General features: G+C 60.2%; 17 protein-coding genes. 7 read left to right on the top strand and 10 right to left on the bottom strand.

Features of this window, described 5'->3' with window-relative positions; translation table 11 throughout:
• The first annotated feature begins 350 nt into the window (after nt 1–350).
• Nucleotides 351–2,003 carry a malate dehydrogenase (quinone) gene (mqo, locus tag FBY12_RS06820; protein ID WP_121731333.1) on the top strand — a complete coding sequence of 551 codons (1,653 nt, stop codon included), beginning with the start codon at nt 351–353 and terminating at the stop codon, nt 2,001–2,003.
• Nucleotides 2,004–2,254: 251 nt separating this feature from the next.
• Here the strand turns inward: mqo and FBY12_RS06815 are convergent, their stop codons facing one another.
• The gene (locus FBY12_RS06815) at nt 2,255–3,004 is read right to left on the bottom strand and encodes a hypothetical protein (RefSeq protein WP_145252234.1); all 750 of its coding nucleotides are present in this window, start codon (nt 3,002–3,004) and stop codon (nt 2,255–2,257) included.
• Nucleotides 3,005–3,381: 377 nt separating this feature from the next.
• On the opposite strand from FBY12_RS06815, the gene FBY12_RS06810 reads away from it, so the two are divergent.
• Nucleotides 3,382–4,449 carry an NAD(P)-dependent alcohol dehydrogenase gene (locus FBY12_RS06810; RefSeq protein WP_145252232.1) on the top strand — a complete coding sequence of 356 codons (1,068 nt, stop codon included), beginning with the start codon at nt 3,382–3,384 and terminating at the stop codon, nt 4,447–4,449.
• Nucleotides 4,450–4,818: 369 nt separating this feature from the next.
• Nucleotides 4,819–7,074 (top strand): catalase/peroxidase HPI, encoded by a 2,256-nt coding sequence (katG, locus tag FBY12_RS06805; protein WP_145252230.1) that lies wholly within the window; start codon nt 4,819–4,821, stop codon nt 7,072–7,074.
• A gap of 640 nt (nt 7,075–7,714) precedes the next feature.
• Here katG and FBY12_RS06800 read toward each other — a convergent pair.
• The 6 genes from FBY12_RS06800 to FBY12_RS06775 form a co-directional block, all read right to left on the bottom strand.
• Entirely contained in the window at nt 7,715–7,933 is a 219-nt protein-coding gene (locus FBY12_RS06800; RefSeq protein WP_145252228.1) for a hypothetical protein, read from the bottom strand.
• Between the two features lie 60 nt (nt 7,934–7,993).
• Entirely contained in the window at nt 7,994–9,016 is a 1,023-nt protein-coding gene (locus tag FBY12_RS06795; RefSeq protein ID WP_145252226.1) for an AbrB family transcriptional regulator, read from the bottom strand.
• A 182-nt stretch (nt 9,017–9,198) separates the two neighbouring features.
• Complete coding sequence (locus FBY12_RS06790) at nt 9,199–9,600, bottom strand: low affinity iron permease family protein (RefSeq protein WP_092280314.1); 402 nt, start codon at nt 9,598–9,600, stop codon at nt 9,199–9,201.
• A gap of 275 nt (nt 9,601–9,875) precedes the next feature.
• Nucleotides 9,876–10,640: an alpha/beta hydrolase gene (locus FBY12_RS06785; protein WP_256663272.1), complete on the bottom strand. Its 765-nt coding sequence runs from the start codon at nt 10,638–10,640 to the stop codon at nt 9,876–9,878.
• A gap of 124 nt (nt 10,641–10,764) precedes the next feature.
• Entirely contained in the window at nt 10,765–11,649 is an 885-nt protein-coding gene (gene yghX, locus FBY12_RS06780; RefSeq protein ID WP_145252222.1) for a YghX family hydrolase, read from the bottom strand.
• Between the two features lie 21 nt (nt 11,650–11,670).
• Nucleotides 11,671–12,171, bottom strand: coding sequence for a transporter suffix domain-containing protein (locus FBY12_RS06775; protein ID WP_121734430.1), 501 nt, complete (start codon nt 12,169–12,171; stop codon nt 11,671–11,673).
• A 180-nt stretch (nt 12,172–12,351) separates the two neighbouring features.
• Between FBY12_RS06775 and FBY12_RS06770 the strand changes: the two genes are divergently transcribed.
• From FBY12_RS06770 to FBY12_RS06760, 3 genes are read left to right on the top strand one after another with little or no spacing between them, the layout of a single operon-like run.
• Nucleotides 12,352–13,893 carry an efflux transporter outer membrane subunit gene (locus FBY12_RS06770; protein WP_145252220.1) on the top strand — a complete coding sequence of 514 codons (1,542 nt, stop codon included), beginning with the start codon at nt 12,352–12,354 and terminating at the stop codon, nt 13,891–13,893.
• Entirely contained in the window at nt 13,886–15,004 is a 1,119-nt protein-coding gene (locus tag FBY12_RS06765) for an HlyD family secretion protein (RefSeq protein ID WP_145252218.1), read from the top strand. Before FBY12_RS06770 ends, FBY12_RS06765 begins: the two co-directional genes overlap by 8 nt.
• Nucleotides 14,994–16,013 (top strand): DUF2955 domain-containing protein, encoded by a 1,020-nt coding sequence (locus tag FBY12_RS06760; RefSeq protein ID WP_145252216.1) that lies wholly within the window; start codon nt 14,994–14,996, stop codon nt 16,011–16,013. The genes FBY12_RS06765 and FBY12_RS06760 overlap by 11 nt, the downstream gene beginning before the upstream one ends.
• Nucleotides 16,014–16,100: 87 nt before the next feature.
• On the opposite strand, the gene FBY12_RS06755 is transcribed toward FBY12_RS06760, so the two are convergent.
• Entirely contained in the window at nt 16,101–20,237 is a 4,137-nt protein-coding gene (locus tag FBY12_RS06755) for a CheR family methyltransferase (RefSeq protein WP_145252214.1), read from the bottom strand.
• A gap of 385 nt (nt 20,238–20,622) precedes the next feature.
• Nucleotides 20,623–22,386, bottom strand: coding sequence for an L-lactate permease (locus tag FBY12_RS06750; protein WP_145252212.1), 1,764 nt, complete (start codon nt 22,384–22,386; stop codon nt 20,623–20,625).
• A gap of 203 nt (nt 22,387–22,589) precedes the next feature.
• On the opposite strand from FBY12_RS06750, the gene FBY12_RS06745 reads away from it, so the two are divergent.
• Nucleotides 22,590–22,826 (top strand): hypothetical protein, encoded by a 237-nt coding sequence (locus FBY12_RS06745; protein ID WP_145252210.1) that lies wholly within the window; start codon nt 22,590–22,592, stop codon nt 22,824–22,826.
• A gap of 22 nt (nt 22,827–22,848) precedes the next feature.
• Here FBY12_RS06745 and FBY12_RS06740 read toward each other — a convergent pair whose 3' ends face one another.
• Complete coding sequence (locus FBY12_RS06740; RefSeq protein ID WP_145252208.1) at nt 22,849–23,109, bottom strand: hypothetical protein; 261 nt, start codon at nt 23,107–23,109, stop codon at nt 22,849–22,851.
• Nucleotides 23,110–23,486: the final 377 nt, after the last annotated feature.

Raw genomic sequence — 23,486 nt, 5'->3', positions numbered from 1 at the left:
CGCAATCGGGGGAATCTGCAGGGCAATTCCCGGACCGGCAGGTCGCGAACAGACGCGCGGGTGTGCCTGGCGTGATATTCTGCGCGCCAACTTGCTTTGACCTATTCAGTTAGTGCGCTCTTGCGGCGTGCCAACAGGATCAATGTCGCTCAAGTAGCTGAAGCCAATAATGATAAAAAGTCAGTTCAGTAGGGACATATAAACTGAGGTCGATGGACACGTCGGCCTTGTGTGCCCACCCTCCAATCCTGCTGTGCGAGAGCCCACGATATCCTGCCTGAATGTCGTGAATCATGGTCCTTGCGAGTGCGGATGGAAGGGCGGATGGCGTTTTATCATAGGTGCTACAGATGCTTAAGAAACTCAACACGGCCCTGCTGGGGCTGGCTTTGTCGATGGGGATCACGTCCGCTCAAGCGGAAGAGGCAAAGAAAGTCGATGTGCTGCTGATTGGCGGCGGCATCATGAGCGCGACCCTGGGTGTCTGGCTCAACGAGCTGCAACCGGACTGGTCGATGGAAATGGTCGAGCGCCTCGATGGCGTCGCCCAGGAAAGCTCCAACGGCTGGAACAACGCCGGTACCGGTCACTCCGCACTGGCCGAGCTGAACTACACGCCGGAAGACGAAAACGGCAAGGTGCAGATCCCGAAAGCCGTTGAAATCAACGAAGCTTTCCAGATCTCCCGCCAGTTCTGGTCGTGGCAGGTTCAGCAGGGCGTTCTGAAGAACCCGCGTTCGTTCATCAACTCCACTCCGCACATGAGTTTTGTGTGGGGCGATGACAACATCAAGTTCCTGAAAAAACGTTACGAAGCCCTGCAAGCGAGCCCGCTGTTCGCCGGCATGCAGTACTCCGAAGACCCGGCGCAGATCGCCAAGTGGGTTCCGCTGATGATGGAAGGGCGTGACCCGAGCCAGAAAATCGCGGCCACCTGGACGCCGATCGGCACCGACGTGAACTTCGGCGAAATCACCCGCCAGTTCGTCGCGCACCTGCAAACCACGCCCAAGTTCGACTTGAAGCTGTCCAGTGAAGTACAGGACATCACCAAGAACGACGACGGTACCTGGCGCGTCAGCTACAAAAACCTGAAAGACGGCACCAAAACCGAAACCGACGCCAAGTTCGTCTTCATCGGCGCGGGCGGCGGTGCATTGCACTTGCTGCAGAAGTCCGGCATTCCTGAAGCCAAGGAATACGCAGGCTTCCCGGTGGGCGGCTCGTTCCTCGTGACCGAGAACCCGACCATTGCCGAGCAACACTTGGCCAAGGCCTACGGTAAAGCTTCGGTGGGCGCACCGCCGATGTCGGTTCCGCACCTGGACACCCGTGTTCTGGACGGCAAGCGCGTCATTCTGTTTGGCCCATTCGCGACTTTCAGCACCAAGTTCCTCAAAGAAGGCTCGTACCTGGACCTGCTGACCAGCACCACCACCCACAACATCTGGCCGATGACCAAAGTCGGGATCAAGGAATACCCGCTGGTCGAGTACCTTGCTGGCCAACTCATGCTGTCTGACGAAGACCGCCTGAATGCCCTGAAAGAGTACTTCCCGAACGCCAAAGCGGAAGACTGGCGCCTGTGGCAAGCCGGCCAACGCGTGCAAATCATCAAGCGTGATGAAGCGGCCGGTGGCGTGCTGAAACTGGGCACCGAGATCGTGACCTCCGCTGACGGCTCCATCGCCGGTCTGCTGGGCGCATCGCCGGGCGCATCGACCGCTGCACCGATCATGCTGTCGGTCCTGCAAAAGGTCTTCAAGGATCAGGTTGCTTCGCCAGCCTGGCAGGAAAAACTGCATCAGATCGTGCCGAGCTACGGCACTCAGCTGAACGGCAATCCTGAGAAAGTCGCAGAAGAGTGGGCTTACACCGCCAAGGTGTTGCAGCTGACTACTCCGCCGGTAATCCCTCAGGCCGCAGCCCCGGCTGCGACTGAAGCACCGACTGAAGCACCAGCGGCCCCTAAAGCCAATGCTGCCAGCGACATGGCTCTGTAACTGACAGCCAGTTCGCAAAAAGCCCACTGAACCGGTAACGGTCAGTGGGCTTTTTTGTGCGCGCGTTTCCAACTTTTGCCGCGAACTCCCCACCTTGTAGCAGCTGGCGGAGCCTGCGTCCGACTGCGCAGCAGTCGCTGAACCTGCAATTGCGGTCATCCTGACCCACCGCGTGGGCTGATTTCACGACTGCTGCGCAGCCGGACGCAGGCTTCGCCAGCTGCTACAAAGACCGGGGACTATTCGGGGACTCACGCGCTTTCTTTTTTTACTCGCTGCGCCACCTCGCCAGTCACCCCAGCAGTAATCACCCCGGCACCCGGGGCAATATGGGTCACGGTACTGGTTACTGTGCTGCTGATATTGCGCGTGTACGCGTCAATCGCCACGCCGCCGCGCATGTGCGCCGAGACCATTTGCGGAGAAATAACCGTGCGGGTGATTGTCGAGCTGACGGTGCGAAACAGATTACCCAGCGCCGAGACAATCGAAATAATGGTCAGCGCGGCAAACGGCACCGACAGCCACATCACGCTCATTTTGAACAATGCGTGTTCGGTCGGCAGGCCATTCAGGCTGCGGCAATAGACAATCGCGGCGATCAGGTAGGCAACGGCAAGTCCGCCAATTGCCAGCGGATCGCGGATGTCGAAGGCCAGGCGCGCGAACAGCAGGCCGTAGATGACCACGCTGGCGAGCACATCCGGCATCAGGCTTTTCAGGCCGTCGAGCGCTTTGGAGATGTTGTAGATCACAAACCCGATCAGCACGATCCAGCCCAGCACCGGAATCACCGCCAGCGCCATGACCAGCAATGACAGCAACAGGCCTTTGATGATGCCGTGGTGCAGGTTGTTGCGCACCAGATAGAAAACGAAGTAGCCGCAGGAAAAAACCGCGATCAGCGCGATGGACGCCAACGCCGCTTCAGGCTGAAGGAAAAAACTCAGTCCGCCGACCGCAATCATGAAGGCCAGGCACAGGTAAGCACTTTTAGTCATCGATGTTCATCCGTGATCAGGAAGCAACCCTGTGTTGTCCCCAAGGTGGTGCATGCTACTAATTAGCCATTACTTTTGTCGAGTCGGCGCGTAATGCGAAAAATCAGCCAGTTGCTCAACTTCGGCGGGATTAGGCAATAACTCTGCAGGATGCGGCCATCGCATCTGCCAAGCCGTGTCCTATCCTCTGTGCAGCGCCGCGCCACACAGTCGCAAATATCAGCGAAGACTTCTTCAACGTTCGTTCAACGGATTGACCTGAAGTCATCCACTTGAACGATTCAGCAACTGCGACACTCCTCTCTATTCAGCCGCTAACCCTAAGCCGCTAACCCTAAGCCACAAACCCTAAGCCAAAAACCCAAAAGGTGATTTCCATGGCCAAGACTTATAGCTACGCCGCGCAGAATCCCAAGGACTCGCTCAAGCCCTTCACTTTCGAGCGCCGCGCGCCAGGCGCCGATGATGTGCAGATCGACATTCTCTACTGCGGCGTCTGCCACTCCGACTTGCACACCGCGCGCAACGAGTGGCAGAACACCTTGTACCCGTCGGTGCCGGGCCACGAAATTGTCGGTCGGGTGACCGCCGTTGGCGCCAATGTCAGCAAATTCAAGGTCGGCGATCTGGCCGGCGTCGGTTGCATGGTCGACAGTTGCCAGCACTGCGCCTCGTGCGCCGAGGGCGATGAGCAGTATTGCGAAAGCGGTTTCACCGGCACCTACAACGGCCCGGTATTCGGCGGCGAAAACACTTTCGGCGGTTACTCGGACAACATCGTGGTCAAGGAGAAATTCGTCCTGCGCATCTCCCACGACGACAGCAATCTGGCCGCCGTTGCGCCGCTGCTGTGCGCCGGCATCACCACCTATTCGCCGCTGCACCACTGGAAAGTCGGGCCGGGGCAGAAGGTTGGCGTGGTCGGCCTCGGTGGGCTCGGGCACATGGCGGTGAAGATCGCCCATGCGATGGGCGCGCACGTGGTGCTGTTCACCACCTCGCCGAACAAGCGTGAAGACGGCTTGCGCCTGGGCGCCGATGAAGTGGTGGTGTCGAAGAATCCGGATGAAATGGCCAAGTTCGCCAACACCTTGGATTTCATCCTCAACACCGTCGCCGCGCCGCATGACCTCGACGCGTTCCTCAATCTGCTCAAGCGCGATGGCACCATGACGCTGGTCGGCGCGCCGGACAGCCCGCACCCGTCGCCGTCGGTGTTCAACCTGATCTTCAAGCGCCGCAGCCTTGCCGGCTCGTTGATCGGCGGGATTCAGGAAACTCAGGACATGCTGGATTTCTGCGCCAAGCACGGCATCGTTTCGGACATCGAAATGATCGACATCCAGAACATCAACGAAGCGTACGAACGCATGCTCAAGGGCGATGTGAAATACCGTTTTGTCATCGACATGGACAGCCTGAAGAAAGAAGCCAACGCAGCCTGATTGAGCTGTGCAACTGCGGCCCGGCCTCATCGGTCGGGCCGCTTGGCATTCCGGTAAACAAAAGATTCTGCCTATCACGCGCAAATACTGCGGCTATTAGCGCTCCTCCGAAGACGGTCTAGTCTTACCTTTGCGCTGGCGTCTGCCGGTCGTTCAACACCTGATGAAGAGATAAGAAAGAGTCACAGGCTTGCCGTGGGCCCGTGTGCTGGCGAATCGTTCGCCACCCTCCAGAGTTCCCGTGCGGCCGCGGTGCGCAGTTGCTTCAACTGCTCGGCCGGAAACCTGTGTCCTTGATTTCGCTGATTGCTATTGCTGGCCCAGGCCGGGCTGGGTAGCGCGATGAACTCGACCAAAGGTAGCTCATACATGGCAACTGAATCGAAATGCCCGTTCAATCACGCGGCTGGCGGTGGCACGACCAACCGCGACTGGTGGCCGAACCAACTGAACCTGAAAATCCTCCATCAGCACTCGCCACTCTCCGATCCGTTGGCCGAGGGTTTCAACTACGCCGAAGCGTTCAAAAGCCTCGATTTTCAGGCGTTGAAGCAGGATCTGACCGCGCTGATGACCGATTCCCAGGATTGGTGGCCGGCCGATTTCGGTCACTACGGCCCGCTGTTTATCCGCATGGCGTGGCACAGCGCCGGCACTTATCGCACCGCTGACGGGCGCGGCGGGGCAGGGTCGGGCCAGCAACGGTTCGCGCCGCTGAACAGTTGGCCGGACAACGTCAGCCTCGACAAGGCGCGCCGTTTGCTGTGGCCGATCAAGCAGAAATACGGCCAGAGCATTTCGTGGGCCGACCTGATCGTGCTGACCGGCAACGTTGCGCTGGAGTCGATGGGCTTCAAGACGTTCGGTTTTTCCGGCGGGCGGCCGGATGTGTGGGAGCCGGACGAAGATGTTTACTGGGGTTCGGAGCACAAATGGCTGGCCGGCGACAGCCGCTACGCCAAGGACAACGCGCCGATGCAGGAACCCGGCGAAGGGCCGCTGGTGGCCGAACCGGGGGAAAACGAGGACAGCCGCACCGATAACGGCCGCGACTTGGAAAACCCGCTCGCCGCCGTGCAAATGGGCCTGATCTACGTCAACCCGGAAGGGCCGGAAGGCAATCCCGATCCGGTCGCGTCGGCCAAGGACATTCGCGAAACCTTCGGTCGCATGGCCATGAATGATGAAGAAACCGTGGCGCTGATCGCCGGCGGTCACGCCTTCGGTAAAACTCACGGCGCCGGGCCTGCCGATAACGTCGGCGCTGAACCGGAAGCGGCGGGGCTTGAGCAGCAAGGCTTTGGCTGGAAGAACAGCTTCGGCACCGGCAAAGGGCCCGACACCATCACCAGCGGTCTGGAGGTGACCTGGACCACCACGCCGACGCAGTGGAGCAACAACTATCTGGAAAATCTGTTCGGCTTCGACTGGGAGCTGACCAAAAGTCCGGCAGGCGCGCATCAGTGGACGCCGAAAAACGGTGCTGGCGCCGGGATCATTCCGGATGCTCACGACCCGTCGAAACGGCGTAATCCGACCATGCTGACTTCGGACCTGGCGCTGCGGTTTGACCCGATCTACGAACCGATTGCCCGGCGCTTTCTGGAAAATCCAGAGCAACTGTCCGACGCCTTCGCCCGTGCCTGGTACAAGCTGATCCACCGCGACATGGGCCCATTGTCTCGTTACCTTGGCCCGGAACTGCCTGCCGAAGAGCTGTTGTGGCAAGACCCGATTCCCGAAGTCGATCATCCGTTGGTTGATGAAAATGACATCAGCGCGCTGAAAAGCAAAATCCAGAATTCGGGCCTGAGCGTCGCGCAATTGGTCTCGACGGCGTGGGCGGCGGCGTCGACTTTCCGTGGTTCCGACAAGCGTGGCGGCGCCAATGGCGGACGCCTGCGCCTGGCGCCGCAGAAGTTCTGGCAAGCCAATCAGCCTGAACAACTGGCGAATGTGCTGGCGAAACTCGAAAGCATTCAGAACGAGTTCGGCAATGGCGGCAAGAAGGTCTCGCTGGCGGATTTGATCGTGCTGGCGGGCAGCGTCGGCGTCGAGCAAGCGGCGAAAAACGCCGGACATGACGTCACGGTGCCGTTCACGCCGGGACGCATGGACGCCTCGCAGGAGCAAACGGATGTCGAATCGTTCGGCTTCCTCGAACCGATTGCCGACGGCTTCCGCAATTACCTGAAAACCCGTTATCGCGTCTCGGCCGAAGCGCTGCTGATCGACAAGGCGCAACTGCTGACGCTGACCGCACCGGAAATGACCGCGCTGGTTGGCGGTTTGCGCGTATTGAACGCCAATGTCGGCCAAAGCAAACACGGCGTGTTCACCGAGCGGCCGGAAGCGTTGACCACGGACTTCTTCACCAACCTGTTGGACATGGGTGTGGAGTGGCAACCGACCTCGGACGCACAGGAAGAGTTTGAGGGACGCGACCGCAAAACCGGCGCACCGAAGTGGACGGCGACGCGGGTCGATCTGGTGTTTGGTTCGAACGCGCAGTTGCGCGCCTTGGCGGAGGTTTACGCCAGCAGCGGGGCGCAGGAGCAGTTCGTCAAAGACTTCGTCGCAGCGTGGGTCAAAGTGATGAACCTCGACCGTTTCGACCTCAAGTAAACCGCCGTAACAACCAAACCCGCTGCTCCGTCAGCGGGTTTTTTTATCAGCCCTCCAAACGCCACAACCCTCCTGTAGCAGCTGGCGAAGCCTGCGTCCGGCTGCGAAGCAGTCGCCCCTTCATGGAAACGCGAAGTCTCAGACACACCGCGAACACAGCTTATACGACTGCTGCGCATCCGGACGCAAGCTTCGCCAGCTGCTACATGTAAGGAGTGTGTTGCGAGGGTTTGTTATCTGATCCGTATTTTCTGGTGTTATCTGCGTCTGTAACCAGATCAGTGCAAGTCCCAGAATGCCTCACCGGCCCGGCCGCCCTGAGATCAACTTGTCTCACTGCGCCTGTTGCGCCGCAACCTCAAGTAGTAGGAGGCCTGATGGCTAGAATGGCGATTTTCCTGGGTGGGTTTCTGGTGCTGACGATTTTGATCGGAGCGCTTGCGACGATTTCTCCGGCCTGAACACAAAAAAGCCCAAGATCCTTGGGCTGGGGCTACCACAGGTTTAGTGGCAGGCATGACCACAGGTTTTGGGTCAGGCTTGACCGCAGGTTTAGGGCAGGTCCAGCCACAGCTTTAATGGCAGATCCTGCCACGGTTCTGTGGCAGGTCTGCTTGCAGGTTTTAACGCGCTGACGTTATCAGTTCCCATCCGCCACTTTGCGTTCGATCTCATCGGTTTTGCGCCGTAGTTCTTCGGCGTCTTGCTCTTTGACGCGGGTCGAAGTCGGGGTGATGACTTCGTCGACGGCGCGGGTGTCGTCGTCGCGGTCCTGAAGATCGCGTTCGACCACGTTTACAGGTTTGCCCGCCGTATCGGTCGGCAGGGGATTGGCTGGGTTTTTCGAGTCATTGTTCATATCGCGTACCTCCATTGGCTTAAACGTTGGATGCAACGACAGGCGCGGAGTTCGAGTTTTTTACTGTTCGCTTTGCCGCCAGCGGCGCGCCTGCACCAGCACCGCCGGGGCAAAATGCAGCGCCATCATGCGCACCAGATGATGGGTCAGGATAAACACCACGTTCAGCCCTCCACCGAACGCGACAATGGTGATGGTTTCGATGGCGCCGGGCATGTACGCCATCCACAACGTCAGCGGGTCACTGCCCAGCACACGCGCGGCGATGCCGGCAAACGCGGCAGCCGTCAGCAACATCAAACCGACCGACATCACTCCGGCGCGACCATGGCGCAGCAGCTCCGCCAGGGAAATATCCTTGAATTTCGCACCGATCAGCACGCCGAGAATCAGCGTGGCGAAATCCACGCTCCATTGCGGCATCTGGAACTCTTGCAGGTAGCCAAACTTGATATAGACGCCGGTGACAATGATCGCAGTGAGCATGAACGGCGCCGGCACGCCGATGCGCAACAACACGCGCCCGAGCACGATGCACACGACGATCAGTGACAGCGCGATCAGCCCGGTATTCATGTCCAGCGCAGTGCTTTCACTAAAGGCCAGGTGCACCGGTCCGGGGATCAGAAAACTCACCAGCACGGTAATCGACAGCAGCCGCACCAGGTGCACAACGATGACTTTGCTCGACGCGCGCTCCGATTCGAGCAAGTCGAACACTGCCGCGAGGGCACCGGGGTAGACCGCGATCAGCGAGTCCTTGGCGTTCCAGCCCGAGACCTTGAACAGCCACAAACCGGCGAGGCTGATTTGCGCCATCAGGCACACAAACAGAAAACCCAGGCTGGGCAACAGCGCGGTGGCGGTCTGGCTGTCCCACGATTTGAACATCAGCCCCGTGGCGATCCCCAGCACGATTTGTACGTAGCCGAGGCTCAAGGGCAGGGTCGGCGAGAAGCGCAAATTGCTGGCGATCAGCGCGGTGCTGAGGATCGAGCCGAGCAGCAGCCCGTGGGGCAGGCCCTCGTACTGCAACGTGGCGCCGACCGCAATGGCGATCAGCAAACACAATAATGTCTTCATGAGTCGTCCTTGATCCGGGGGCAATCGGTAGCTTGCTTCCATTCTCGCCAGCACGTTCTCCCACTTATCGGCATTAAGCGTCAAGCGCCGTGTGCGTGCCGCGCAACAAAAAGCCCCGGCGCTTGAAGGGCGGCGGGGCTTTGACGGCTGGTCAAACCTTGTGGCGACTAACCAGAGAGTGCTTAGACGGTAGGTGCCGCATCGGCTTTTTCGGCCGGCGACGGAAAGTGCATTTCCTCGCTCTCGCCGATGGTGCTGTATTGCTCGCGCAGTGCACGCAATTCCTTGGTGCCCATTTTGTCGAGGCACAGCAAGGCGTTTTGCGCTTCCTGGCTGGCGCGCAGCAATTCGTCGATCTTCAAATGCAAAATGTCGTTGTCGCGGTTCTGGGTGTTCTGAATCAGGAAGACCATCAGGAACGTGATGATCGTGGTCGAGGTGTTGATGATCAGTTGCCACGTGTCGTTGTAATGAAAGAACGGCCCGGTGCTTGCCCAGACGACGATCAGCACGATGGCGAGAATGAAGGTTTTCGAACTGCCGGCCCAATTGGACAAAGATTGGCAGAATTTTGCAAAAGTCATAACGGTGAAATCCTGAAGAATGTCAGTCATGGACCGCAGGAGATTCTTGAAATTCTTTTTTACATTTTAAAAGTCCGACGAAAAGTCGTTTCTCGGCTTGAGCGCTCTATCTCGGCAGTCCCGGCCTCTGTAGGAGCGAGGCTTGCCCGCGAAGGCGTCGTCATGGTCAACATCTCCGGTGACTGATCTGTCGCTTTCGCGAGCAAGCTCAGCTCCTACAGGGGTTGGGTTGGGGGAGGTTGGGTTGGATTGGGTTAGACGTGGTTGGACGAGAATTACAAAGCGCCACCGATCAATCGCAGATACTCGGGGCTCTCGGAAATGGAGTTGTGGCCGACGCCGTTGATCACCCGCAGCGATGCCACGCCCGGCACAAAATGCCCAAGCAAGCGCTGCGTGCTCGCACGCGGAATCACCTCGTCATCCTGCGCCGCGATCAACAACGTCGGCACCCGAATGTGCGCGGCGTATTGCGCAGAATTGAAGGTGTCCTTCAACAACCACTTGATCGGGAAAATCGGATATTGCCGGGCGCCGAGTTCCAGCAGGCTGTTATACGGCGTGATCAAAATCAGCCGCGCCGCCGGGCGTTGACTGGCGAGGCGGATGGCGACGCCGGTGCCGAGGCTGCGACCTATCACCGCAACTTCTGAATGTTCGGCATAAACCCGGTCAAACAGATCCAGCGCATCGCGCGCAATCGCCTCTTCGGAAGGGGCGCCAGAGCTGCCGCCAAAGCCACGGTAGTGCAGCAAATACAAGGCGTGCTCCGGGAAAGCTGCGGCGAACGAAGGCAGATTCTGCGAGACGTCCTCGGCATTCCCGCCGAAATAAATCAGCGCTTTCGGACCCTCGCGCTGCCGCACGGACACCTGCAAATCCGCATCGGCGACGGCCAGCTTCAGCACGTTCTTGGCGGCACCTGGCGCACTCGGTTGCGGGAAATAAATCAGCGAGCGTTGAAACACGAACAACGCCAGGCAGATCAGCAAATACAGCGCTGCAATCGCGACAAGGACGTACACCAGAATGCGTGGCATGCGGCTGATTTTTCCTGAAGACATGGTTAACCGAGACCCTCAATCCACCCATCGCGGTTCACTGTGGGAGCAAGGTTTGCCCGCGATGACGGACGCAAGATCCCATTGGGGGCAAGCCATGCGCCTACAGATAACGCCTGAACCAGGCAATCGTCCGGTCCCACGCCAGATTCGCCGCCGCCTCATCAAACCGCGGCGTCGAATCGTTGTGGAAGCCATGATTGACCCCCGGATAAATGTACGCCTCATAGGTCTTGCCCGCCGCTTTCAACGCCTGCTCATAGGCCGGCCAGCCTTCGTTGATGCGCGTGTCCAGTTCGGCGAAATGCAGCAGCAGCGGTGCCTTGATTCGCGGCACGTCCTTGCTGTCGGCCTGGCGCCCGTAAAACGAAACGCCGGCGCCCAGTTCCGGATAGGCCACGGCCGCTGCGTTGACCACACCACCGCCATAGCAGAACCCGGTTATACCGACCTTGCCGGTGCCCGCGTCATCCTTCATCAGCCACTCGATGGCGGCGAAGAAGTCGTTCATGAGTTTTTCCGGGTCGACGGTCATTTGCAGCTCGCGGCCCTTGTCGTCATTGCCGGGATAGCCGCCCACCGAGGTCAAGCCATCGGGGGCGAGGGCGATGAAACCGGCCTTGGCCACGCGCCGCGCGACGTCTTCGATATACGGGTTGAGCCCACGGTTTTCATGCACCACCACCACCGCCGGCAGCTTGCCCGTGGCTTTTGCCGGGCGCACCCGATAACCGCGCACTTGCCCGTGGCCCTTGGGCGACGGATAGGTGATGTATTCGGCGATGATTTGCGGGTCGGTGAACGCGACTTGCTCGGCCATCGCGTAATTGGGGTTCAGCGAAGCGAGCAGGGCGGACGCGGTCAGGCCGCCCAAGGTGAACAACGCCGCGCGATCAAGAAACTCACGGCGGTTGATCTGGCCGTGCACGTAATAGTCGTAGAGTTCCAGCAACTCGGGGGCGAAGTCTTTTGCGGTCAAACGGGTCATTAGTCTTCCTTTTGATCAGTTTCAAGCATTCGAAACCTTGGCCGTGCGGATGAACAGCGCGCGGACCTTGTCCCAGAAGTTGCCGCCCAACACGAAAAAGCTGCCAACCAGCATCACGTCGCCGAGCAGTTGCAGTTGCCACAGGTTCGGGCGCAGTCCTGGCCAGAAGCTGTCGACATAGGGTTCGAGAAACGCCGAAATCAGCGGCAGACAAAACATTACCAGGCCGATCCGGTGCCGCAGCGGGCCGACTTCGGCATCCGCGCTGGGCGCCAGCGACGTCACGTAGCCAAACACGTTGCGCTTCAATTGCTGGAAACCGGCCTTGCCCATCACCGCGATCACCAGCAACAACAACACCTTGTTGCTGATAAACAGCACACCGGTCAGCGCCGCCACTTTGGAACCCGGCACTCCGATGACGGCGGCCAGCGGCACCATCAACCATGACCCCAGCATCACGCAGAGAATGATAATGCCCAGTTTGAAACGCCAGCCGGCGGAGTGGGATTGAGTGGTCATGTCGCTCGCACCTGTGTTGATGGAGAACCTTAATGGAGAGCCTTGATGAAGAGCCTTGATGAATTGCAAAGCGTAGCAGTTGCCGGATAAAAGCGAGCCGTTGCGGGTTTTGCCTGGCGGCGTCCCGGTTTGCTTCGGGCGGCTATGCTCCAGTCATCTTCCTTGGCCGGGAAATCGTTCATGCCCGCACGCGCCGCCATGCTCCTGTTTCTGCTGCCGCTGCTCGGCCTCTGCGGCTGCACGCGCGTTGGTCCGGACTTCCAGCCGCCCGGCGAGGAATGGGTCAAACACTGGAGCACGCCGGCGCTGCAACAATCCAGCGAACGCGGCGCGAGCCCGGATCTGCGCCAGTGGTGGCAGGTGTTCAATGACCCGGTGCTCGACCAGTTGATCAGCGCTGCCGACGCGCACAATTCGAGCCTGAAAATCGCCGGCCTGCGGGTGCTCGAAGCGCGCGCACAACTCGCCATCGCCCGCGCCGGGCGTCTTCCGCAATTCCAGCAGGCCAGCGTCGATTTGCTGCACGTCGAGCGGCGCCAGTACAAAGGCGACAACCCGCAGAACAGCCGTTTCTGGCAATTCAGCGAGGGGTTCGACATCGGTTGGGAACTGGATTTCTGGGGCCGTTTCAGCCGCGCCATCGAGTCTTCGGACGCCAGTTATTTCGCCGCCCAGGCCAATTACGAAGACGTGCTGGTACTGCTGCGCGCGCAAGTCGCCGACAGTTATTTTTCCCTGCGCACCACCGAAGCACGGCTGCGCGTTGCCCGCGACAACACCCGCCAACAACAGCGCAGCCTCGACATCACCCGCAAGCTGTTCAACAGCGGCCAGACCGCCGAGCTCGATCTGCAGCAGGCCAACACGCAATACCTTGGCACGCTCGCGAGCATTCCCAGCCTTGAGGATCAATTGCACCGCACCCGCAATGCCCTCGCGGTGCTGACCGGGCAGGCGCCGGGCGATTTGCCGCAAGTCACGGTCAACGAGGAACTGATCCCGCTGGTGGACCGCGCCGTGCTGCAGGAGGTGCCGGCCAATCTGCTGCTGCGCCGCCCCGATGTGCGCGCCGCCGAACTGAATGTCGCCGCGCAGTCGGCGTTGATCGGCGTAGCGCTGAGTGATCTGTATCCGTCGCTGAGCTTGCTCGGCAGCATCGTCTGGAGCGCCAATTCGCTGGGCGGCAGTTCCAACACGCTGGAGATTGTCGGTGGCCCGAGCCTGCGCTGGAACCTGTTCGATCACGGCCAGATCAGCAACAACGTGCGGGTTCAGGATGCGCGTTTGCAGCAACTGATCGAGGTCTATCGCGACACCGTGCGCCAAGCCGCCCGCGAGGCCGACGATGCCGCCAATGGTTTGAACAAAGCCCTTGAACGCGAGCGCATCCTCGCCCGGGCCGAAGTCGCCGCCCAGCGTTCGCTGGTGCTGGCGCGCGCGCAATACACCGAGGGTTTTTCCGACTTTCAGCGAGTGCTGGATGCGCAACGGGCACTGCTCGAATTGCAGGACAGCTACCTGATCAGCCGCAGCACGGCGGTGAGCAATCTGGTGGCGTTGTACAAGGCGCTCGGCGGTGGCTGGTATGCGGCGCAACCGCTGCTTGACCAGCCGACACGCAAGCAAATGGACAACCGCACCGACTGGGGCGGCCTGCTCGACGCCTCGGCGGACAGCCAAGCCGCTTTTCCGCAACCCTTGAAGGTGAATGACGATGAGTGAAGCCGTCCCGCCACCAATTGCCGAACCTGCGGCGGCCCCGGAGAAGAAGGCGATCAAGTGGGTGTTGCTGGTGATCCTGATCAGCCTCGCCTGGTATCTGCTCGCGGACCGCTTCACGCCTTACACGCAGCAGGCGCGGGTCGGCGCGTTTGTGATTCCGGTGGCGGCGGAAGTGGCGGGCCGGGTGGTGCGGGTCAATGTGCGCAATAACCAGGACGTGCGCGCCGGCGATATTCTGTTTGAAATCGATCCGCAGCCATATCAGATCGCTGTGGACCGCGCCCGCGCCGACCTCGAATCGACCCGTCGGCAGATCGGCGCCAGCACCGCCGGCATCGCTTCCGCGCAAGCCTCGTTGCGCGCGGCGCAGGCCAACGAAAACCGCATGCGCCAGGACAATCAGCGTCTCGAAAGTTTGTACCGCGCCGACCGGGGCACGGTGTCCGTGCGTTTGCTGGAAGTGTCGCGGGCCAATCTCGAACAAGCCTCCAGCCAGGTCGCCGCCGCCGAGGCCGAAGTGCTGCGGGCGAAAGAGCAGGAGGGCGGCAGCGAGGCGGAAAATGCCTTGCTGCGCAGCGCGGCGACGGCGTTGGCGAAAGCTCAACTGGACCTCGCCAACACCCGCATCGGCGCGCGTTCGGCCGGGTTGATTACCGACCTGCGCACCGACGTCGGCCAGTTTGCCGGCGCCGGCAGCCCGGTGATGACCCTGATTGCGATCCACGATGTGTGGGTCATTGCCGACATGACCGAAAACAATCTGGGCCTGATCCAGGCGCAGACGCCGGTCGCGATTGTGCTCGATGCGTTGCCGGGCGAGGTGTTTCAGGGCCGCGTGCGCAGCGTCGGTTATGGCGTCAGTGTCGGTCAGACGCCAGCGCCCGGGACCTTGCCGAGCGTGCAGAACAGCCGCGACTGGTTGCGCCCGGCGCAGCGTTTCCCGGTGGTGATCGAGTTTGATGAAGATGCGGCGAACCGCCTGCGCGACAGTCGGGCGATTCGTGCCGGCGGGCAGGCTGAAGTCATGGCGTTCCCCAGCCACGGCCATCCGCTGAACCCGCTCGGCCGGGTGTTTTTGCGGCTGATGAGCTGGATGTCGTATGCCTACTGAGCGCGATCATCGGGCGCAACGTTGTTTGCGTCTGGCCAGTGGCACCGCGCTGTGCCTGGCGGCGAGTTTCGGGCTCGATTTGCCATTGCCGTTTCTCGGCCCGGTATTGGCGCTGCTGTTGCTCGCCACGCGCAATCAGCCGTTGCCGCTCAAGGCTGGCGTGGTGTTAGCGCTGGTGGCGCTGCTGACCACGGGCATCGGCTTGCTGTTGATTCCGTTGCTAAGGTATTACCCGCTGAGCGGTTTGCTGCTGATCGCGCTCGGATTGTTGCTGGTGTTTCGTTTTGGATTGCGCGGCGGCAATAACCTGATCGTGACGTTTCTGGTGATCGGCCTGACGATGATTTCCGCCGCCGGCACCGCCAGTTTTGAATTGGCGCTGATGGTGATGGGGGCGCTGGTCAAGGGCTTGCTGCTGGCGGTAATCGTGGTTGCCGTCAGTCATGGGGTCTTCCCCGAACCGCTGAATGCGCCGCCATCAACGGTCGCTCCGAAACTCGCGGCGCAGGATGTTGACCGCGTGGCGTTGCGGGCGACGCTGATTGTGCTGCCGGCATTCCTGTTGGCGCTGATCGATCCGGCAAGTTATCTGCCGATCATCCTCAAAGCGGTCAGCCTTGGTCAGCAGAGTTCCACGCGCAACGCACGCGATGCTGGATTCGAACTGCTGGGGTCGACGCTGCTTGGCGGGTTGTTGGCGGTGGTGTTCTGGTGTGCGCTGAGTGTGTTTGTGCACTTGTGGATGTTCTTTTTGTGGATGCTGCTGTTCGCCCTGTTGCTCGGGCGCAAGCTCTATGCGCTGAGCCCGACGCGGTGCAGTCCGGGGTTTTGGCTGAATACGCTGGTCACGCTGCTGATTTTGCTGGGGCAGTCGGTGCAGGACAGCGTAGCGGGCAAGGATGTCTATAGCGCGTTTGCGGTGCGCATGGGGTTGTTTATTGCGGTGACGGTGTATGCGTGGGTGATGGTGTTGGTGCTTGATCGACCGCGCAAAACCGTTCACCTATAACCGGACTGCAAACAGTAAACCCTTGTGGCAAGCCCCCTCGCCACAGGGGCTGTGTCCGCTTTGGGCTGGAGGGGCTGGAGGGCCTGGTCAGTCGGCTTTCGCCCGGCGCAGTTCTTCAATGGCGTCGATCAGCGCGTCATACGACACCGGTTTTCCGAGATGTCGGTCGAAGCCGGATTTGCGCGATTTCTCGACGTCGCTTTCAGCGCCATAACCGGTCAGCGCAATCGCCGGGATCGGGCGAATGTGCGGCAGAGCCCGCAGCGCGCGCATCAGTTCATGGCCGCTCATGCCCGGCATGCCGACGTCGGAAACCACCACGTCGAATTTCCCGGTTTGCGCCGCCGCCAGCGCCTGGCGCGGTTCGGCGAAGGCGATGACATCGGCATCTTCCATTTCCAGAAGCATCTTCAGCGTCTCCAGCACCTCGCGCGAATCATCCACCAACAACACCGTCAAACCGGCGAGGCGTCCAGACTGTTCGCCTGCCTTGGCCGGCGGTGTGACCTGGTCGTCCGGTTGGCTCAATGGCAGCACCACAGTGAACGTGCAACCCAAGCCCAGCCCGGCAGATTTGACGTGGACGCTACCGCCATGGGCCTCGGTCAACTGGCGCACCAGCGACAGGCCGATGCCCAAGCCTTCGCGGTGATGCGTCGCGTGCTGATTGGCGGCCTGACCGAACAGGTCGAACACTTCGTGCAGGCTATCCGCACTCAGCCCCAGGCCGCTGTCCTGCACATCAAGCCGCGCCATCTCGCCTTCGCGCGAGGCGATCAAACGGATCTGGCCACCAATCGGGGTGAACTTCAGCGCGTTGTTCACAAGGTTCCAGACGATCTGCTCAACACGGGTCGAGTCGGCGTCAATCACCAATGCTTCGGGCAATTCAAGCTTCACATCGACGTTCGGATGAGCGTTGATTACCACTTGATAAACGTCCTGGAGCATCCGGTTCAAATCCACAGTGCTGCGCTTGAGCCGCAGCTTGCCGGTGCGCACGCGGGCGACGTCGAGCAAGTCATCGATGATCCGCGCCTGACTGCTCACGGCGTCGCAAATGGTGTTGACGGCTTTTTCCGCCGGCGCGGTGGATTTGATCAGCGGCAGACGCCGCAGCAATTCGGCGTTGAGCTGGATCAGGTTCAGCGGATGCTTGAGCTCGTGGGACATCACCGCGAAAAACTCATCCTTCAAATGGCTGTTGCTCTGGGTGTCGGCCAATTGCTGGTTTTGCTCTTCGTGCAGGCGCTTGTGGCCGGTCAGGTCACGAGCGATTTTCACGTAGCCTTGCAAATTGTCGCCGCGCAGGAGGGTGACTTCGCCGCTGCAATAAAAACGGCTGCCATCCTTGTGCAGGTGCCAGCGTTCGTCTTCGTTGCGACCGTGAATGCGCACCCGCGACAGCTCGTTTTCCGGGATGCCGGCGGCGCGGTCCTCGGCCGAGAAAATGAAGTCGTAATACGCGCCTTCGGCCTCGGCTTTGCTGTAGCCGAAAATTAGCTCCGCACCTTTGTTCCACGTGGTGATGATGCCCAATTCGTCGAGCGTGATGATCGCGTAGTCGCGGGTGCTTTCGGCGACCAGGCGCATGCGTTCTTCGCCCTGGCGCAACTCTTCTTCAGCGGCGTGGCGCTTGGTGATGTCGATGAACGTCAGCACGGTGCCGTCGATGTGATCGGCGCTGGAGCGGTAGGGCAACAGGCGCGCGATATACCAGCGATTGTCGGTGCTGCTGACTTCGCGCTCGATCATGTTCAGCGACTCGAATACCTGCGTGGCGTCGCCGGCGAGGTCGTCGTAATTGAGCCGGTGGGTGATGTCGAGCAACGAGCGCCCGGTGTCCACCGGCAGCATGCTGAAGATATCGGTGGCGCGCGGGGTAAACCATTTGATGCGCATGCTGCTGTCGACAAACACCGTGGCGATGTCGGTGGAGGCGATCAGGTTGGTCAGGTAATCGTTGATCTTGTCGGTTTCTTCGACTTTGGTTTTCAGTTCGAAGTTGACCGTCAGCAGCTCTTCGTTGATCGACTGCAACTCTTCCTTGCTGGTCTCCAGCTCTTCGGTGGCCGAGCGCAGTTCTTCGTTGATCGCCTGCATTTCTTCGTTGGAAGCCTTGAGCTCTTCGCTGGAGACTTCCGACTGTTCAATGGTGTCCTGCAACTGCAACTTGGTGCGCTGCAACTCGCGCTCGAGGTTGGACAGCACCTGATTTTCAGTTTGCAGCACGGTCGAGTTCGAGGCCTCGGACGGGTCGACTTCGACTTCGTCGAACATCAACAGGACCAGTTCGCTGTCGGTTTCCTCGTCGCGATACGGGTGGGCGATCAGGTCGACGCGGTAGCTTTGATCGTCGCGTTTGATCGCCACCGTGCGCGACTTGACCACCTGACTGCCCTGTTGCGCCTGGAACAGCGTGGTGCGCACTTCAAGGCGCAGGTCGGGGACAATCAGCGTCAGCAAATTACGCGATAACTCGCCACCGACATGGCGCAAATAGCGCCCGGCACTTTCGCTCATGTGCAGGATGTCGGCGTTGGTATCGACGATCATGCTCGGCGGCGCCGAGTGTTCTATTGCACGTTGGTGAATGTCGGCGAATGACAACTTGCGCGGCTTGTTGCTGGGCGGGACCTGGCGGGTAATGTCGGTGCGCACATAGCCTCCACGTGGCATGGTCGGCGCACGGCGGCTGCTGCCGGCGCCGGTTTTGGCGCGGAAGATCCGGTTGCGTTTGTCGACCGGGGCAAACAGGTCGTGGCAGGCGTCGGCACTTTCGGAGGTGCCCAGAAACAGGAAGCCGCCGGGACGCAAGGCAAAGTGGAACATCTGCAGGATTTCACGTTGCACTTCGCGATCCAGATAGATCAGCAGATTGCGGCAAACGATCAAGTCCATGTGCGAGAACGGTGGGTCGGACAACAGGCTGTGCTTGGCGAACAAAACCTTTTCGCGCAGCTCTTTGCGAATCCGGTAATGCTGGTTTTCCTTGCTGAAGTAATGCCGCAAGCGGGTCGGTGGCACGTCGGTGACGATGGCTTGCGGATACAAACCGCCACGCCCGACGCTGATTGCGCGTTCGTCGATATCGGTGGCAAACAGCTGCAACGCAGCCTGGCTGGCGTCGAGTTGCATCTGGTCGTTGAGCAACATCGCGAGGCTGTAGACTTCTTCGCCGGTCGAGCAACCGGCTGACCAGACGCGAATTTCTTCTTTCTCGGGGTGCGCCGAAACGGCGGCGGCAACCAGTTGCGGGATCACGTCGCGCTCCAGCGCTTCGAAGGCTTCGCGGTCGCGGAAAAAATTGGTCACGCCGATCAGCATGTCGGCGAGCAACGCTTTGGTTTCCTCCGGACTGGTCAGCAGGAAACGGTAATAAGCCGCGAGGTCGGGCTGCGCGGTGACTTGCATGCGCCGTTCGATGCGGCGCAGCACCGTGGCGCGTTTGTAGTGCTTGAAGTCGTGACCGGTGCCAGCGCGCAGTTGCACCAGAATGTCGCGCAGCAACTGTTCGGCAGCCACCGATTCGCGTTCGGCGACGGAGGCGATGGTTTGCAGGTCGGGATCATTGACCGGCGGCAGGCTGATTGCCTTGGCGTTGCGCCACAATTCGAGCAATTTTTGCGGCATCTCGACCACCGGCAACACCAGATCGACCATCTGCGTTTCAATCGCCGCGCGCGGCATGCCGTCGAACTCGGCGTCTTCCGGCGCCTGGGCCAGCGTCACGCCGCCCTGTTCCTTGATGCGCGACAAACCCACCGCGCCGTCCGAACCGGTGCCGGACAACACCAGGCAAAACGCGCGCTCGCGGTGCACGTCCGCGAGGTCGCGGAAGAACAGGTCGATGGCCGAGGTCCGGCCCAGGCGTGGGTCGGCAGGGCTGACTTCAAGCCTGCCGTCGTTCATTGCCAAGCGGTGCGCGGGGGAAATGACATAGACGTGATTGCGTTCGATCGCCACCGATTCGGTGACTTGCAGGACCGGCATCTTGGTCGATTCCTGGATGATCTTGTCGGCGATGCTTTCGTGGTCCGGCGACAGGTGCAGGATGATCACGAACGCCATGCCGTTGTCCTGCGGCATGTTCTCGAAAAACAGTTTGATCGCTTGCAAACCCCCGGCGGACGCGCCAATACCGACGACACCAAAGTCGAGTTGGTGCTGCGGTTGTTGCTTGGGTTGCGCAACGTTGGTTGATGCGTCAGGAGAAGTGGTCATGCCGGTGCCTTGGGAAGGCGACGTGCTACGCCGCGACAAAATTTATCAGGCTTGCGCCCGCCTCGAGAAACCATCGAAAGCGCCGTTTTATTACTGCAGCCGCGACCCGATAGATCCATCCGCCGGTGCTACGCAGCGGCGGTGAAAATCAGCATTCTAATCGTAAAACGGGTGGAGGTTTAAACGAGGAACCGAGTCGACTATTCAACGCGCCCTGGCGTACTGACTCAGTTGTTTAAGCTTAGTCGATTATCAAGTGATGAGTTGCGACGGGGAAGGTTCCCTGTCGCCCCGAAAACATGCTCGAAAATGCTCCCTGATGGCGAGCGAGCGTGCTCGCTCGCCACAGTTCCACAGCGGGGCGCGCCGTTGGTCTGAGCGGGTGTCAAGGCCCGCCGACCACCATGCTGCTGAACGGCGCTACATACGCCTGCAATGTCACCAGCCCGCCGACCAGAATCGCCAGCACAATCGAATGGAAGAACACGTAGCGCAGAATTTCGCCTTCATGCCCATACCAGCGCGTGGCGGTGGAGGCGACCACGATGGACTGTGCGTCGACCATTTTGCCCATCACACCCCCGGAACTGTTGGCCGCTGCCATCAACACCGGGCTGATCCCCAGTTGCTCGGCCGTGACCCGCTGCAAGCCGCCGAACAGCACGTTTGACGCGGTGTCGGAGCCGGTCAACGCCACGCCGAGCCAGCCGAGCAGGGTGCCGAACATCGGGTAGAAAATCCCTGTCGCGGCAAATGCCAGGCCCATGGTCGCGTCCAATCCGGAATAGCGCGTCAGGTACCCCAGCGCCAGCATCGCAACAATGGTGATCAGCGAATAACGCACCACCCACAACGTTTTCAGGTACTGGCGTGCCAATTGCGGGATCGAATAACCCATCAGCAATCCACCAAAAATCGCCGCGAAAAAAATCCCGCTGCCGGTCGCGGTGAACCAGGTGAATTTGTAGATCGCTTCTTCGGTTTTCGGCTGCGGCACCACCGGCGGCACTTTCTCGATTTGCTGGTGCAACGTGGTGAAGGTCAGGGCCGGGGCGAAGATCGGATTGGCTTCGCGCACTGGTTTGCCTTGCGGGTCGAGCCGCTGCGACTGGGTTTGCGGATCCACCACGGCGCGGGTATCGAACATGTTTTTGAAACCCTGCGTGCCCCAGGCAAACACGAACACTGTGAGGATGATCCACGGCATCCACGCGCGCATCACCGCAGGTTTGGCGTCCCCGGCAAACGTGCCGCTGGTCTCGGTTTTCTGCTCGTGTTCGGGGTCGATTTTCGAGTTGTCGACGCGTCCCGAGAGTGCCGCCGAGGTGTGGATGGTCGCTGGTTTCCAGACCTTGAGGAAACCGGTCAGGCACGCCATGGAGATCAGTGCGGCGATCACGTCCACCAGCATCGGCCCGTGGTAGTTCGAGACGACAAATTGCGGTATGGCAAAACTGACCCCGGCGATCAGAATCGCCGGCCAGATTTCGAGCATCTTGCGCCACCCGGCAAACGCCCAGATCAGCCAGAACGGCACCAGCACCGAGAAGAACGGCAGTTGCCGACCGACCATCATCGACAGCTCCATTTCATCCAGGCCGGTGACCTTGGCCAGCGTGATGATCGGTGTACCGAGGGCGCCAAACGCGACCGGCGCGGTGTTGGCGATCAGCGCCAGGCCCGAGGCGGCCAGTGGCGAGAAACCCAGGCCGATCAAAATCGCCCCGGTCACTGCCACCGGCGTGCCGAACCCGGCCGCACCTTCGAAGAACGCGCCAAAACAGAACGCGATCAGCAGCAGTTGCAGGCGCCGGTCGTCGGTGATTCGTGCGAGGGAATCCTGCAACACCTTGAACGAGCCGTTCTCGGTGGTCAGACGGTGCAGGAAAATGATGTTGAGGACGATCCAGCCAATCGGCAGCAAGCCGTTGGCCGCGCCGAACAATGCCGCCGAACCGGCCATGTCAGCCGGCATGCCGAAGGCAAAAATCGCGATCAACAGCGCCGAAGCCAAGGCCATTAACGCCGCCAGATGCGCCTTCACGTGGAAAAATGCCAGTGAAGCGAGCATCACCACCACCGGCACGGCGGCCATGAAGGTCGATAACAACGGATTGCCGAACGGGTCATAGATTTGCTGCCAGACCATGTTCCACCTCTGCTTTTTATTGTTGGAGGCGCAGATCCTTTGCGGGTTGACTGGGTGGAGTATAGGTGGCAATCCGCCGCTGTCCTGTTGCAGGTGATTTCGCGGGCAAATGAGGGATTTCGCGGCATATCGCTGGTCTGCATAGAAGCTACATTGAATAGCTACCAACGGTTTGAAACGTCAACGACACGAGGAGTAGGGCAATGACCGAGCGCCATTTGGTCCACACGGAAACCCTGTCGAACGGGTGCAGGATTGAAGTCAAAGCGAGGATTCTGCGCGATGGCTCGCTGCAGATGTTTATCGGCGTCTACCGGCCGGACGGTACGGTAATCAGTGAAGACCATGAGCCCAAGCCGCATCTGCTCGACATGGAGGATGCGTTTGAATGGGCCATCGAACAGGCGCGCACCCTCGGCAACTCGCAGCAGACGCTTTAGGCGTTGCTGCCAATGCCGCCGATCAGAAGGTGAACTGGCGCGACGACAGTTGGGCCAGCTCGGCGTCGAGCAGGTGTTCGACGAGTACGTCATTGAGAAAGCGGAATTGATCGTTGAGCCCGACCACTTCGTTGCTGAAGTGATTGGCGGCGGCGGGCATCAGCAAGGCTTCGAACTGTTTGTCGAACACCAGCGCGAGGTCTTTGCGCGAGACCACATGCTGCGAATAGTAGTTGCTGCCGAATACCGGGAAACTCACGGCCAGGTTGACGATGTGGATCATGACGAGTGCTCCTCGGTTTGACCGATGTCCAGGAAAAAACGGGCAAACAGGGTCAGGGTGACGGCGCTGAGGGCCAGGCAGGTCAGCAGATGAATCAACATGATGTGCCCCTCCGATGCGGGGATGCGTTGGCGATGGGGCTGATGGTGCATCGGGCGGTTTTTTTGCGGAAGGCGCGCGTGGCGATGGTGGTTATCGACGTGAGTGATGGTTGAGTAATGAGGGGTAGCGGCTGATCGCAAAACCTCTGAACGACGCCAATCCCTGTAGGAGTGAGCCTGCTCGCGATGCTGCTCCATTGCCCCATCAACCTCCACCCACCAGACGAACGGCAAAAACCCTCAACCTATACTCAACTCAATACCTTTATGAGCACC

Origin of the sequence: Pseudomonas sp. SJZ131, from assembly GCF_007828705.1 — a bacterium.
Taxonomy (GTDB): Bacteria; Pseudomonadota; Gammaproteobacteria; order Pseudomonadales; family Pseudomonadaceae; genus Aquipseudomonas; species Aquipseudomonas prosekii.
This window is presented reverse-complemented; position numbering and strand designations above follow the sequence as displayed.

Bases quoted from the DNA above. Each gene is read 5' to 3' on its own strand.
- mqo (WP_121731333.1), top strand. From the start codon at position 351: ATGCTTAAGAAACTCAACACGGCCCTGCTGGGGCTGGCTTTGTCGATG.
- FBY12_RS06815 (WP_145252234.1), bottom strand. From the start codon at position 3,004: ATGACTAAAAGTGCTTACCTGTGCCTGGCCTTCATGATTGCGGTCGGC.
- FBY12_RS06810 (WP_145252232.1), top strand. From the start codon at position 3,382: ATGGCCAAGACTTATAGCTACGCCGCGCAGAATCCCAAGGACTCGCTC.
- katG (WP_145252230.1), top strand. From the start codon at position 4,819: ATGGCAACTGAATCGAAATGCCCGTTCAATCACGCGGCTGGCGGTGGC.
- FBY12_RS06800 (WP_145252228.1), bottom strand. From the start codon at position 7,933: ATGAACAATGACTCGAAAAACCCAGCCAATCCCCTGCCGACCGATACG.
- FBY12_RS06795 (WP_145252226.1), bottom strand. From the start codon at position 9,016: ATGAAGACATTATTGTGTTTGCTGATCGCCATTGCGGTCGGCGCCACG.
- FBY12_RS06790 (WP_092280314.1), bottom strand. From the start codon at position 9,600: ATGACTTTTGCAAAATTCTGCCAATCTTTGTCCAATTGGGCCGGCAGT.
- FBY12_RS06785 (WP_256663272.1), bottom strand. From the start codon at position 10,640: ATGCCACGCATTCTGGTGTACGTCCTTGTCGCGATTGCAGCGCTGTAT.
- yghX (WP_145252222.1), bottom strand. From the start codon at position 11,649: ATGACCCGTTTGACCGCAAAAGACTTCGCCCCCGAGTTGCTGGAACTC.
- FBY12_RS06775 (WP_121734430.1), bottom strand. From the start codon at position 12,171: ATGACCACTCAATCCCACTCCGCCGGCTGGCGTTTCAAACTGGGCATT.
- FBY12_RS06770 (WP_145252220.1), top strand. From the start codon at position 12,352: ATGCCCGCACGCGCCGCCATGCTCCTGTTTCTGCTGCCGCTGCTCGGC.
- FBY12_RS06765 (WP_145252218.1), top strand. From the start codon at position 13,886: ATGAGTGAAGCCGTCCCGCCACCAATTGCCGAACCTGCGGCGGCCCCG.
- FBY12_RS06760 (WP_145252216.1), top strand. From the start codon at position 14,994: ATGCCTACTGAGCGCGATCATCGGGCGCAACGTTGTTTGCGTCTGGCC.
- FBY12_RS06755 (WP_145252214.1), bottom strand. From the start codon at position 20,237: ATGACCACTTCTCCTGACGCATCAACCAACGTTGCGCAACCCAAGCAA.
- FBY12_RS06750 (WP_145252212.1), bottom strand. From the start codon at position 22,386: ATGGTCTGGCAGCAAATCTATGACCCGTTCGGCAATCCGTTGTTATCG.
- FBY12_RS06745 (WP_145252210.1), top strand. From the start codon at position 22,590: ATGACCGAGCGCCATTTGGTCCACACGGAAACCCTGTCGAACGGGTGC.
- FBY12_RS06740 (WP_145252208.1), bottom strand. From the start codon at position 23,109: ATGATCCACATCGTCAACCTGGCCGTGAGTTTCCCGGTATTCGGCAGC.